10 protein-coding genes are annotated in these 13,549 nt (G+C 43.4%); 5 read left to right on the top strand and 5 right to left on the bottom strand.

The window, feature by feature from the left end; genetic code table 11:
- Nucleotides 1-36 precede the first annotated feature (36 nt).
- Nucleotides 37-1,329: a GGDEF domain-containing protein gene (locus VF675_RS03385; RefSeq protein ID WP_440204769.1), complete on the bottom strand. Its 1,293-nt coding sequence runs from the start codon at nucleotides 1,327-1,329 to the stop codon at nucleotides 37-39.
- Nucleotides 1,330-1,575: 246 nt separating this feature from the next.
- On the opposite strand from VF675_RS03385, the gene VF675_RS03380 reads away from it, so the two are divergent.
- The 3 genes from VF675_RS03380 to VF675_RS03370 all read left to right on the top strand — a co-directional run bounded on the left by VF675_RS03380 (nucleotide 1,576) and on the right by VF675_RS03370 (nucleotide 3,732).
- A complete protein-coding gene (locus VF675_RS03380; protein ID WP_440204768.1) occupies nucleotides 1,576-2,523 on the top strand; it encodes a pirin family protein in 948 nt (315 codons plus the stop codon).
- 32 nt (nucleotides 2,524-2,555) lie between these two features.
- The gene (locus VF675_RS03375) at nucleotides 2,556-2,954 is read left to right on the top strand and encodes an OsmC family protein (RefSeq protein ID WP_368779707.1); all 399 of its coding nucleotides are present in this window, start codon (nucleotides 2,556-2,558) and stop codon (nucleotides 2,952-2,954) included.
- Nucleotides 2,955-3,078: 124 nt separating this feature from the next.
- Nucleotides 3,079-3,732 (top strand): glutathione S-transferase, encoded by a 654-nt coding sequence (locus VF675_RS03370; protein WP_346793127.1) that lies wholly within the window; start codon nucleotides 3,079-3,081, stop codon nucleotides 3,730-3,732.
- Between the two features lie 95 nt (nucleotides 3,733-3,827).
- On the opposite strand, the gene VF675_RS03365 is transcribed toward VF675_RS03370, so the two are convergent.
- The gene (locus VF675_RS03365) at nucleotides 3,828-4,436 is read right to left on the bottom strand and encodes an SPOR domain-containing protein (RefSeq protein WP_104852865.1); all 609 of its coding nucleotides are present in this window, start codon (nucleotides 4,434-4,436) and stop codon (nucleotides 3,828-3,830) included.
- A 34-nt stretch (nucleotides 4,437-4,470) separates the two neighbouring features.
- The gene (argS, locus tag VF675_RS03360; RefSeq protein ID WP_286429419.1) at nucleotides 4,471-6,261 is read right to left on the bottom strand and encodes an arginine--tRNA ligase; all 1,791 of its coding nucleotides are present in this window, start codon (nucleotides 6,259-6,261) and stop codon (nucleotides 4,471-4,473) included.
- Nucleotides 6,262-6,456: 195 nt separating this feature from the next.
- Between argS and VF675_RS03355 the strand changes: the two genes are divergently transcribed.
- Together VF675_RS03355 and VF675_RS03350 are read left to right on the top strand one after the other, a co-directional pair.
- Nucleotides 6,457-6,738: a DUF2798 domain-containing protein gene (locus VF675_RS03355; protein ID WP_004970219.1), complete on the top strand. Its 282-nt coding sequence runs from the start codon at nucleotides 6,457-6,459 to the stop codon at nucleotides 6,736-6,738.
- Between the two features lie 170 nt (nucleotides 6,739-6,908).
- Complete coding sequence (locus VF675_RS03350; RefSeq protein WP_004970216.1) at nucleotides 6,909-8,609, top strand: NAD-dependent malic enzyme; 1,701 nt, start codon at nucleotides 6,909-6,911, stop codon at nucleotides 8,607-8,609.
- 125 nt (nucleotides 8,610-8,734) lie between these two features.
- Here the strand turns inward: VF675_RS03350 and VF675_RS03345 are convergent, their stop codons facing one another.
- A complete protein-coding gene (locus tag VF675_RS03345) occupies nucleotides 8,735-9,502 on the bottom strand; it encodes a hypothetical protein (RefSeq protein WP_440204767.1) in 768 nt (255 codons plus the stop codon).
- A gap of 536 nt (nucleotides 9,503-10,038) precedes the next feature.
- The gene (locus tag VF675_RS03340; RefSeq protein ID WP_440204766.1) at nucleotides 10,039-13,530 is read right to left on the bottom strand and encodes a PAS domain-containing hybrid sensor histidine kinase/response regulator; all 3,492 of its coding nucleotides are present in this window, start codon (nucleotides 13,528-13,530) and stop codon (nucleotides 10,039-10,041) included.
- Between the last annotated feature and the right edge of the window lie 19 nt (nucleotides 13,531-13,549).

Raw genomic sequence — 13,549 nt, 5'->3', positions numbered from 1 at the left:
AAAATGAGCACGTAATGTGCTCATTTTTTTATATCTTTAGATCATCCAAGATTTAACTTCTTTTTTTAAAATCGGTTCGGGTGGCTCAGACATTCCCACATCATAACTGATCACGCAGTTACGTCCGCTTTGTTTGGCTTGGTATAAGGCCAAATCGGCTTCTTTAATTAGGGTCTGTAAGTCGGTTTGTTGTGGTTTTAAACTGGATACTCCAATGGAGACAGTGAAATTAAAACATTTTTTATCAATGCACATTTCATGCTGAGCAATTTTTTGTCTTAAGCGTTCTGAAATCATCAGTGCTTCATCTAAGCTGGTTTCACTAAGCAGAGCGATAAACTCTTCACCGCCAAAGCGTGCCAAAATATCTTTACGACGCATTTCTTTACGGGCAATTTCAGCAATATTTTGCAACACCCGATCTCCAATATCATGCCCATAGGTATCATTAATTTGTTTAAAGAAATCTACATCCAACATCAATAAACAGATCGAATTCGATTTAGGCCATTCGTGAATTTTATGTTCCGCCATGTGCACAAATTGCCGACGGTTATTCAGTTGGGTCAGTTCATCGGTATGGGCTAAGGCTTGTAGGGTATGGAAATTCCAGTCATCCAGCAAACTGCGCAAAAAGTGGTGGCGTGCATTGAGGGTATTGCTCCAGCTAATATACAAACTGAGTAGCCACATGGGGATATAGACCACCATAAAAATGAGTGCATCTTGTAGGGTTGTTAAGGAGATGGCACTTAAAAAAATCAGCACACTCATGAGCAATGAGTTATACAGAGCAGGTCGGAAACGTACCTGAATACACAGATTAGCCATCACCACAAAAATAACTGAAGCGTAAAGATAATAGCCGACCCACGGACTGTGTGATTGCGACAAAATATAAAACCAGACACCGCAACACAGTGTGGCGCTGACCGGTAAAATTAAATCTAGCAGGCGAATATCTTTGATCAATTTAAAGCAGAAATAATTGCCAATCAGCGCCAATACAACAGCACTGAGACGGAGTGTGGCCGAGAGTGTAGTGACATCTGGAATGATGAAATAATCGATAAAGAAATACAGCAGGAACGTCATTTGCCCAATGTAATTGACTTGGCGTAAATAACGACGCTGATGTAAATTCTGGTGTTGATAAAAATGTGTTTCAAATTGCGGCGAGAGTTGCGCAGCAGGGTGCTGCAATGCTTTTTCAATTGCTTGTCGGTTTTCAAGATCACACTCAGTTGTTTTTAAAAGTTTTTCTGAGGCTTCCTGATTGCTTAAAATCTTCGAACGGGTCTGTTCCCCCATTCGAGCTTTTACAGACATAGCGATATTTACTCAAATTGACAACTTATAGTGAGGATTATGCGCAAAATGCAGAAAAAATAACCTCCCTAAATTTGGGTATTTTCTCTATTTTTTTTAAATTTTGGTCAAAATTATGCCATATATTTTAAGGTGTAGTTCAAGTTTGAACCATAAAAATCAGAACAACAAATTTCATCTTGCTCTTCGTTAGTGATTTACTATATTTAATAGTCAAGGAATTTACAGAAATATAAGAGGTATAGGATGAGCAACAGCAATTATACCGAGCTTTCCAATTCAGACGATTGTGATAAGTACGTCAAGCAATTTATACAGGAATTTCCACTGCGTAGTGCTGAAATTGGGCAGGGAACTTTAATTAAACGTGCTTTACCGAGTCGGCATAAACGCATGATTGGGGCATGGTGTTTTCTAGATCACGCAGGTCCTGTTAATTTTCCACAAGGTGAAGGCTTAGATGTCGGGCCGCATCCACATATTGGTTTGCAAACATTCACCTGGATGATTGAAGGCAGCATTATGCATACCGACAGTTTGGGTACTAAGCAATTGATTCGTCCCAAACAGGTTAATTTAATGACCGCGGGTTATGGTATTTCACATACCGAAGTTGCTCCCGACACCGAAACACACATGCATACAGCGCAACTGTGGATTGCTTTACCTGATGATCAGCGCAATATGGCGCCACGTTTTGATCATTACCCTGACTTGCCTGTGGTTTTGCTAGATGGAGTGGAATTTACCATCTTAGTCGGTGAGTTTTTAAATACCACTTCGCCAGTATTGGTACATAGTGAGTTGTTAGGGGTGGATATTTATAGTGAAACTAGCACGACAACCCGTTTGCCGCTGAATCCTAAGTTTGAATATGGTTTGATGATGCTGGAAGGCACAGCCACTGTGCATGGGCATGAATTAAACGATGAAAATATGCTGGTGCTTGAACCGGGCTTAACCGAAATTCAGCTAGATTTACATGCGGGTGCGCGTCTGTTGCTATTGGGCGGATTACCTTTTGAGTCGCCAATTTTGTTGTGGTGGAATCTCGTCGGTCGTACCCAAGAAGAGTTAAGCATTGCACGTGAGCAATGGATCAATCATGATCCTCGTTTTGGCACAATACCAGACTACGATGGACCACGTTTAGAAGCACCGACTTTCCCCGCAAAAATGCGTGCATCAAAATAAATGATGGAATATCAATCTATAGGGAGCATCTTATGGCCAAGATTGGCACAGCACAGGTACGCAGTTTAGACACAGCATGGCAAGGCCAGATTCAAAGTGGTCAGCACCAATGGAAGGTAGATGAGCCTGAAAAGTTAGGTGGTCAAGATGCAGGTCCTGCACCTTATGATCTGTTATGTAGCAGTTTGGTCGCTTGCACCATGATTACCTTGCGTATGTATGCACAGCATAAGGGTTTGGATTTTGGCAAAATTCAGGTCGAGGCGGACTTCTTTACCAATCAGGAAGGGCAGGAGTGGATTGAACGCCGTGTGCAAACTGAAGTGGTATTGGATGTAGAATTACAGCAAAAAGTACTGAATATCTGCCAAAAAACCCCTGTCACCAAAACGCTGCTACGCAGTATGGAAATTCGTACTGAATTGGGTTAAACCTAGAGTTGAATCCATCTCTTATAAATAGCCCTCTAGGACAGATCTTTTTTATAATGTTGAGTAAAATGGAAGATATACAATCACTCAAAAACATAGGCAATAAAACAAAATAGGACGTTTTATGATTACTTTACACCACCTTGATCAATCCCGCTCTTTCCGCATTTTGTGGGCCCTTGAAGAGCTGGGCTTAGACTATGATATCAAGTTTTATCACCGTCAGCCCAATTTTAGTGCGCCCAATGAATTAAAGCTGATTCACCCATTGGGTAAAGCGCCAATTTTAACTGATGCAGAGCAGACCATCGCAGAATCTGCAGTAATTTTGGAATACTTGCAGCAGCATTATGATTTGCAAGCGCAGTTTAAACCGCAGCAGACTTCAGCACAGCAAGCCTATCAATACTGGATGCATTATGCCGAAGGTTCATTAATGCCATTGTTAGTGATGCAGTTGGTATTGACCAAAGTGCCACAGCAAGTGCCATGGTTAGTTCGACCAGTGGCAAACAAAATTAGTGCAGGTATTAAAGCAGGATTTATTCAGCCTCGTTTAAAAGATCATATTGCTTATTTAGAAGATTATTTGGCCAAACATGATTATTTTGCAGGGGATTTTTCTTTTGCCGATATTCAAATGGGTTTCCCGCTCCAAGCATTGCAAAGCCGTACCGGGCATCATTATCCACAGATTGCGGCTTATTTGGCACGCGTGGAACAGCGTCCTGCATTTCAGCGTGCACGCGAACGTGAGCAGCAGTTAATGCAAATCTAGCGATGATTTTTGTGAGTACATCGTTCTATAGACCTAAAAAAAGATGCCGAGGCATCTTTTTTTAATTGATTTTGGTCGATTGATAGTAACTAGGCTTAGCGTTTCACGACAATTGAATCAATGCCGCTATGCTGTAAAGTTTGCTGAGCAATCACTGCAGCATCGGCTGAATCATAAGGGCCTGAAATCACCCGATACCAAGTTTCACCAGCTTCTACACTTTTCACCACATCTGCCGATAAACCATTCAAAATAATTTCGGCACGACGTGCATCTGCAGCATCTGGGTCGGTATAGCTACGCACTTGTAGAATATAGCTGGCTTGTACCACAGGGGCAGGCATTTCTGTCAGACCAACATTGGCTTCGCTGGCCGCTGGCGCCTCTACAGCAGCAGGCGCTTCAACAATGACTACGGTATTCTGTTGCTGTGTTTCAGGCACCGCTTGCTCAGGAATTGGGGTAACCTGTTGCTGTGGCAGCAAATCATAAAAACGATAGTCTTTGTTGGTATCTTCCTGATAATGCTCAGAATTGATTTGCCCTTTAGGCTGTACAGGTGCCCACGGTTTCCATAGCATTAAGGCTACAGCAAAACACAACACGATTAAAATCACCACGAGTGTGCCTAACCACGTTGGAATTAGTGGTTTTTTGGGCTTATTCGGTCGTTCAGATACACCGCGTTGCGTTTTTCCAAACACGTGGACTTCCTCTTGTTATGCTTTTATTGGGCTTTTACATTGTTTCTGGTGCAGAGACACCTAATAATTCTAAACCATTACGCAAGACTTGTTGTACGTTTACTGAAAGCAATAAGCGTGCTTGAGTCAAGGCTGCATCATCATTCAGCACTTTATGCTCATTGTACCAACCGTGGAACAATGCTGCTAATTCTTTCAAATAGTTACCTACCTGATGCGGTTCGTGGCTGTTGGCAGCACGTACTAAAATTTCAGGATAAGCAGCCAGTTTGGCTAAAATTTCAGTTTCAGCATCTAGCTCAAGTTTAGCGGCAAACTGACGTGCAGTCGTCGCATCAAAATTCAATTGCGTAGCAGCAGCTTTTTCGAGCATACGACAAATACGTGCATGTGCATATTGAATATAGTAGACCGCATTGTCTTTACTTTGTGAAACGGCTAAATCTAGGTCAAAGTCAATGTGCTGTTCAGATTTGCGCATGACATAATAGAAACGCGCCGCATCGTTACCGACTTCTTTACGCAAATCACGCAAGGTTACGTACTGACCTGAACGGGATGACATTTGTACCATTTCACCGCCACGCCATAAGCTCACGAACTGCACTAATAGTACCGTTAATTTTTTCGAGTCGTAGCCTAGTGCATCAATGGCCGCTTTCACACGTGAAATATAACCGTGGTGATCTGAACCCCAAATATCAATTAGGTCTGTGTAGCCACGTTGTAATTTATTCAGGTGATAAGCAATGTCTGAAGCAAAGTAAGTGGTTTGACCATTACGACGTTTCACCACACGGTCTTTTTCATCGCCAAATGCGGTCGATTTAAACCAGATATTGCCGTCTTGTTCGTATAGATAACCACGTTGATCTAGTGTTTGCAGGGCTTCATCAATTTTTTCAGTCAATGACGCTTCGCTAAACCATTGGTTAAAGGTGACACCAAACTCGCCCAAGTCATCTTTAATGTCGGCCAAAATAGCATTCAGCGCAGCCTGATGGAACACGCGATAATCATCACCCAAGAGCGTTTGTGAATTGAAAATCAAACCATCAATGTGTTTTTCTTTGTCGCCCGACAAGACCACTTTGTTGCCATCGGCATCGAGTTCTGCCGCATATTGCACATCTTCAGGCACATTGTTATATACATCTGCAACAGGGCGTACATGGCGTTCACCATCCTGTTTTAAAATGCTTTGTGCGATGTCTTTAACGTAGTCACCCTGATACGCATTTTTGGGGAACACCAGCGTTTGACCTGCCAGTTCCAAATAACGCAAGTAAGTTGAAGTCGCCAAAATATCCATTTGACGGCCAGCATCATTGACATAGTATTCACGGTCAACTTTAGCACCTGTGGCTTCAAGTAAGTTGGCAACTGTCATACCATAAGCAGCACCACGACCATGACCCACGTGTAGGCTTGAGGTTGGGTTAGCAGAAACGAACTCGACCTGAATGCGTTTTTCTGCATTGATTTGGCTGCGTCCAAATTGTTGTTTTTGTGCTTGAATTTGATCTAAAACACTAAAACGCTGGTCGGCATTTAAAAAGAAGTTAATAAAACCAGGGCCTGCAATCTCTGCTTTGCTGATGTCTGCAACTTCAGGCAGAGCAGCAAGAATTTTTTCGGCTAAATCGCGTGGCTTCATGCCTGCGGCTTTAGAGGCAATCATGGCAATATTTGATGCGAAATCACCGTGGCTGCGGTCTTTGGTACGGGTTAAATTACTCGTATTGTTCCAGTCAGATGGGAGTACACCTTCAGCTTGAAGGGATTGCACTGCATGATCGAGCGCTGCTTGTATTGCCGTATTCATATTTAGTCGAAAAATAGATGTGCAGAAAAACGCTAAATATAGCAAATTTCAGGGGCTTTAGGGGAGTGCAATTGTATGCTTTATCGAATTTCAGAGATTGTAGCTAAGCATGAACAAATTGCCTGAAAAATCATCCTTTAAGCAAGCAATTCATGGCATAGTATGCGGCATTCAGTGAGGCGAAAAGGCTGGAGCATGAAACAACGTGCAATGATTTTTGGCAATGTACCCAAATTACCCATGAAATGGGCCACGGTGGTAATGCCTTTCTTTTTATCATGTTTGATGAGTGGCATCATTTCGTTGATTAATATGATCCGAAATTTGGGCTGGATTGAGGGATTTTTTACCCTGTGGTTGCATAACTGGATGATTTCTTGGGCGTTTGCTTTTCCAGTCGTATTATGTGTGCTGCCTTTGGTGCGTAAGTTCACTGGCTTAATTGTAGATATGACGCCACTGCAACCACCCAAATAAATTAGGTTCGATGCCTATATAACATGGGCTATCAGAAATAAAAATCATTCAGATTTGGTTATCAAACTTCTAAATGCCCTATTTGCTGCAATTCGGGCTAAGCTAGTCAGATGTCAGATGGTGCATCTCAATCCATGCGCCATCAGCAACCGATTAGAATGAGATGAACAATGACAACCGCAAATTTGCAGCAGAAACGTCCTTTATATATTCCCTATGCGGGCAACGGCCTTTTAGAATTGCCTTTATTAAATAAAGGTTCTGCATTTTCAGAAGAAGAACGCACCCGTTTTAACTTGCATGGCTTAATTCCACATGCAATTGAAAATATTGAAGAACAAAGCCAGCGTTCGTATCAGCAATATTCTGCTTTTAGCGATGCCATCAACAAGCATATTTATTTGCGCAACATTCAGGACACCAATGAAACCCTGTTTTATCACCTGATTGAACAGCATTTGAGTGAAATGATGCCTATTATTTACACCCCAACTGTAGGCGAGGCATGTCAGCGTTTTTCCGATATTTACCGCCGTCATCGGGGTATTTTTATTTCCTATCCAGACCGTGCCCATATTGATGATATTGTACAAAACATCAATAAAAAGAATGTCAAAGTGATTGTGATTACCGATGGTGAGCGTATTTTAGGCTTGGGTGATCAGGGCATTGGCGGCATGGGTATTCCAATTGGAAAACTGTCTTTATATACAGCATGTGGCGGTATTAGTCCTGCCTATACCTTACCCATTACCTTAGATGTAGGCACCAATAACCCACAATTACTGAATGATCCGATCTATATGGGCTGGAATCAGCCACGTATTAGTGGTGAGGAATACTATCAATTTGTCGATCAGGTGATTGATGCGGTGAAACGCCGTTGGCCAAAGGCATTGATTCAGTTTGAAGATTTTGCTCAGAAAAATGCCATGCCCTTGCTGAATAAATATCGTGATCAGATTTGCTGTTTTAATGATGATATTCAGGGCACTGCTGCTGTATCTGTGGGCAGTTTAATTGCTGCATCACGTGCGGCAGGCAAGCAGCTGAAAGATCAAACCATTGCCTTTTTGGGCGCGGGTTCTGCAGGATGTGGTATTGCCGAGCAAATTGTGGCGCAAATGGTGGTGGAAGGCTTAAGCGATGCTGAAGCACGTGCTCGTGTGTATATGGTGGATCGTTTTGGCTTATTCACCAGCAATCAGCCAAACTTGCTCGATTTCCAACGTAAATTGGCACAAAGTCCTGACCGTGTTGCACATTGGGGCAATCCTGAAGGTGTGATTTCTCTGTTGGACGTCATTCAAAACGCCAAGCCAACGGTATTGATTGGGGTTTCGGGGCAACCGGGTTTATTTACTGAAGAGGTGATTAAAACCTTGGCTGCCAATTGCGAGCGTCCAATTGTATTGCCATTGTCAAACCCAACCTCACAAGTTGAAGCATTTCCTGCCGATATTTTGGAGTGGACTGAAGGCAAGGCCTTAATTGCAACAGGTAGCCCATTTGAGCCAGTGAACTATCAGGGCAAACTTTATAATATTTCCCAATGCAATAACTCGTATATTTTCCCAGGTATTGGCTTAGGGGTAATCGCTGCAGGGGCAACACGTGTGACAGACAGTATGTTAATTGCATCCAGTAATGCGCTGGCGGACTGCTCACCATTGTTGCAGGATCCAAATGCAGATTTATTGCCTGATTTAAATGAAATTCAGCAGGTGTCTAAATTTATTGCATTTAGAGTCGCAAAAGCAGCAATGGATGCAGGCGTTGCAGCTGTCATGAGTGATGAGGCATTACGAGAGGCAATTGAGGCTAATTTCTGGAAGCCTGAATATCGTGATTATAAACGTGTGACGTTTTAAGCAAAATTCATTCGTGTATTGTTAATGAAATAAGCCACAAGGCGTGTTATTGCACGCCTTGTTTTTATTTGGAATAGGATGGGGTTTGCGATGTGATTACTTGGAATTTAAGTCTTCAACTCACACTAAGCAATATAGTTCTGTTTTGGATTTAAATCGGCACAATTCAAAGGATTTAAGGCACATTGCAATTCATCAATTTGCTGCTCACTGACATAGCCTTGTCCAATCAGGTATTTTGCAACGTGGTCATCTCTCAGGCTTATAAACGCAGCATCGTACACGCCTAAATCGACAAATAAGGCTGCCGTTTCAAGACTGTTAAAACGGTCTAAATACACGTCATTGCCATACAGTAGAAAAATATGTTCAGTGGGTGCATGCGCATCGACTTTTAAGCGTTCTGCCAGCTCAAAAGGTGAGGTTTTAATGAACAGCAAATCGGACAATTCATCAAATTGAGCTGTATCGACTTGTGCCTCATCTGTTTTGACTTTGCCTAACCATGCTTTAAAGACCAGTACCGCACCACCACGTAATAACATACTCCAAATATGCTGGCGGGTGCTTTGATCTAAGCCTTGCGCTTCTTGTTCCAAAACATCCAGTAATTGCTCCTCCTGTGCTGAAAGTTTGTTGAACAGACCTAAACCTTGTGGTTGATACGCCGCAGGGCGAAACACATCAAAATTGAGTTCTTCAAAGACTTGTAGGGCTAAGGGTACTGCGGTTTGATACAGGGTATTCAGCGCTTGTAGATGAGGAGCTTTGAGTTTGCTGTTTTGAAACAGACGATCCCAGTGAATTTCGGGCAATAGCGCATTTACGCCATATTGACGCTGTAGCTGCTGTGTTTGTTCTGTGAGCTGCTGTTCATGGTTCACGGTATTCATGAGATTCTTCCTAAAACGTGAAAACAGGTCGATCAACGCTTAATAGGGCAGGAAATTTGTTTGGATGTGGCTTGAAGATGAATGCGCTGATCATTTCTTGTACTTAGTTATGCGCGCAGATAGTCAATAGATGTATAAGACTAAAGTCTAATGTATTGCAATGTGCTCAGAAAAGCCTTTACAAACTCGGCAATTAAAGAAATTGTAAGCAAGTTTGGGTGTATTTGCTTACGATCTTGTCAGACTTTGCCATAGCGAATCTGACCATGATATTTAATGTGAATTGTAGCGCATCAAAAGGCAGTGTTTTTGAAAAGTTTGGTCAATTGGTGTGCTGCATCAGGTCAATCGCTGTCAATATTGACAGCAAATGTGTTGGATTTTCATTGTAGCCATATTTCGCTATGTAAAGTGAAGCTTGGTCATCAGACTAACAAATGTAACCAAACCAGAAAATGTAACAAGGTCGGTGCGTTCATCTCAGCTTTATCTCTGTGGGATGAGCGCCCCAAATTAGCCAAAGTTAGGTATGTGAATCAAGTCTCCGAAATTTTCAGACCCGATAACCAAGAACGTAGCGATGCTGGTTTTAATGGTTTTTTCAGCAAGACGATGTTGAGTTCTTTTAAGCGTTGCGGTAGTTCTGGATCAGAGTCAGCAGTAATTAACGCCACAGGTACATCGGCTTGACGATGTTCCAGAATAAAATCTAAACCGATTTTATCGTCATTTAAGTGCTGATCGACCAACCAAACTTGAATGTGCTCACGTTGAATCAACTCAATTGCTTGTTCAGGTTCGGTGGCTTTAAATACGTGATAGCCCCATTTACTCAGCAGGGTCGCCATGCCTTCCAAAATGGTTTCATCATTGTCTAAACACAAAATTTTATAGGCTTTGGTTTTCAACGGCACCACTTGCACAGGTGCAGCCACTACTTTTGGAGCTTCGACAATCGGCACTTCAATCATAAAGCACGAGCCTTTGCCCAATTCCGAATAGACATGCACAGGGTAGTTCAGCAAACTGGTCATACGCTGCACAATCGCTAACCCAAGACCTAGACCTTGCTCACCCCAAGGCGACGTATGTCCGCAACGCTCAAATTCCTGAAACAGTTTAATACGTTGTTCTTCGGCAATACCCGGACCGGTATCCCACACCCCAATTCGAATATGTTGTGGATGTTCTGCAGAACGTAACACGCCCACGACCACACGCCCTTTGGCGGTATAGCGCAGCGCATTGCTGACAAAGTTTTGAATAATACGACGAATCCATTGTGGGTCGGTATCAATCCAGAACTGTACGTCATGCACACGGAATTCAATGCCACGTTGTGCCGCAATGGATTTAAATTGCAGGCTTAAATCGCTGAGTAAGTCATGCAGTGGATAAGCCTGACGTTTCGGCTGAATCGTACCGCCTTCCAAACGGGCAATATCCAACAAGGCCGAGAGCATACTTTCTGCACCATGCAGGGCACGATCCAGTTGTTGCAGGGTTTTACGGTCTTCATCGGACTGAATACTTTGCTCTAAAGCCGTACTGAATAAGCGCGCTGCATGCATTGGCTGTAATAAGTCATGACTGGCAGCGGCAATAAAGCGGCTTTTGGACATATTGGCTTTGTCGGCTTGTTCACGTGCCAATTGCTGTTCTGCCAAAGCATCGGCCAATTGTTGTGTGCGATCTTGTACCCGTGCTTCAAGTACGGCTTCGTTTTCACGGAAAGCGGTAATATCGGCAAAGGTGGTCACGAAACCACCGCCTTCAATTGGATTACCACGCATTTGAATTACACGACCATCTTTACGGATGCGTTCAAACTCGTGTGCACTGCCCATTTTCATCCAGTGAATACGTTTACGCACGTGTTCTTCAATTGAGCCCGGACCACATTCACCACGTTCTGCGTTATAGCGAATCAAATCGGCAATTGGGCACCCGACATAGACAATATCTTTAGGATAATCAAATAGTTTGAGATATTGATTATTCCATGCTACCAAACACATATTTTCATCTACCACACTCACGCCTTGGGTCATGTGGTCAATCATGGTCATGATTAGGTTTTGGTTAAAGCGTTGCCATTGTGAGGCTTGGTCAAGAATATTCGCAACTTGCCCTAAAGCGAGTCCGTTATTGACCATGGCAGTGGTGAGCAAAGTACGCGCAGATGCTGCACCAATGGTGCCTGCCAAATATTGTTCGGTAAAACGCCACCACATGCCGTTGGCATTGGCATTTTCATTCAGCACCACATTATTTTGCTGACTAAACTGCTCAAAGGCGTGTCGGGTTGGAGATTCGCCTGTAATGCGTTTTGCCAGTGTGATTAAATCGCCTACTTTTAAACGCGCTACATCCTGATGTGAATAGCTGACCTCGTTGCTCATGTTCTGAGTTGGCAAAGGCTTGGTTTCATAATAAAAGAAACTTTCGGCCTGAATCTGTTCTGCCACACTTGGGCGGAAAATACGTGACACCCAAACATATAACAAAATATTTAAACCGAGCGCCCAAACCACCCCATGTGTGAGCGGGGCAAAAGATTCAAAGCCAAGCAAGGCTTCAGGGCGTAACCAGTTGATGCCCAAAGGCCCAAGCAGTAAAAACTCACGGGTAAAGTCGCTGAACTGACTTGGCAGGCTGCGTAAAATGGTCGGAAGCAGCAGGGTATAGGCCCACATCGCAAAACCAACAATTAAACCTGCATAAACGCCCTGTTTACTGCCACCGCGCCAATACAAACCACCAATCAGGGCAGGAGAGAACTGCGCCACTGCACTAAAGGCCAACAAGCCAAACACAGAAAGTTGATCAATATCGTTAAAGAAGTTGAAGAACAGGAAGCCGAGTAGCATTACCGCTAAAATACAAATGCGTCGGGTGAATTTCAGTACCAAAGGCAAGCGCTTGTCATGGCGTGAGAAAATACCCATGCGCCATAAGGCAGGCATGATCAGGTCATTACTCAACATGATTGACAACGCAACAGAAGACACCAACAGCATACCTGTAGACGCTGAGAAACCGCCCAAGAATGCCAACAGAGTCAGCCAGTCTTGGTTATAGCTAAGCGGTAAAGACAATACTGCTACATCAGGGATGGCTAAATATTGTGGCGCTGCGTGCAAGGCCCAACTGGCAATGGGAACAATAGCGATGGTGGTTAAAATCAGATAAACGGCAAACCAGCGACGTGCACCCCGAATATGCTTCTCATCACGCAATTCAACCACAGCCACGTGGAACTGACGTGGCAAACAAATAATGGCTAATGCCGCCAATAAGGTTTGTATCCAGAAGGTTTCAGGCACACCAAATAGCTGGACCTCATTAAATGTGATTGAAACATCATTGGCAATTTGATGAATATTGCCGGGTGCTTCAAAAACGAAAAAGAATGCTACTGCGAGTAATGCAAACAGTTTCACAAACGATTCAAAGGCAACTGCCAGCATTAAACCGCCGTGCTGCTCTGTATTGGCAATTTGTCGGGTACCAAACAGCATGGCTAAAATCGCCAATAAACCTGTCAGGAACAACACCGCATTGGTGGTACTTTCCACATTGGTGCTTTGATCGAGAATGACGGCAGCACTCAGCGCAATGGCACGTAACTGCAAGGCCAGATACGGAATAATTGCTATTACCGCTAAAATGGTGACCAGTGATGCCAAGGGGCCGCTTTTACCGTAACGCGCAGCGACAAAGTCCGCAATCGATGAAATGGCGTGGTGTTGCCGTACTCGACCTAAACGTCGCCAAATATCATAACCAATTGCGACAAACAACAATGGCCCTAAATAAATCGGTAAAAAGATGATCCCTTCACGAACGGCTGCGCCCGTTGCGCCATAAAAAGTCCATGATGAACAATACACCCCTAAAGTTAAGCTGAACATGAGCATGCGCCCACGCGTGCTTAAACGACTGGCGTGTTTTTCCCCATAGAAAGCACAAATAAAAAGTAATGCGATATAGAGGGCTAAAACCCCCATAATGAGCCAGCTGTTCATGATGCCTTAAAAGTATCGA

The sequence above is a fragment of the Acinetobacter sp. Lyrl_1 genome, from assembly GCF_051948795.1.
Lineage (GTDB): Bacteria > Pseudomonadota > Gammaproteobacteria > Pseudomonadales > Moraxellaceae > Acinetobacter > Acinetobacter towneri.
This window is presented reverse-complemented; position numbering and strand designations above follow the sequence as displayed.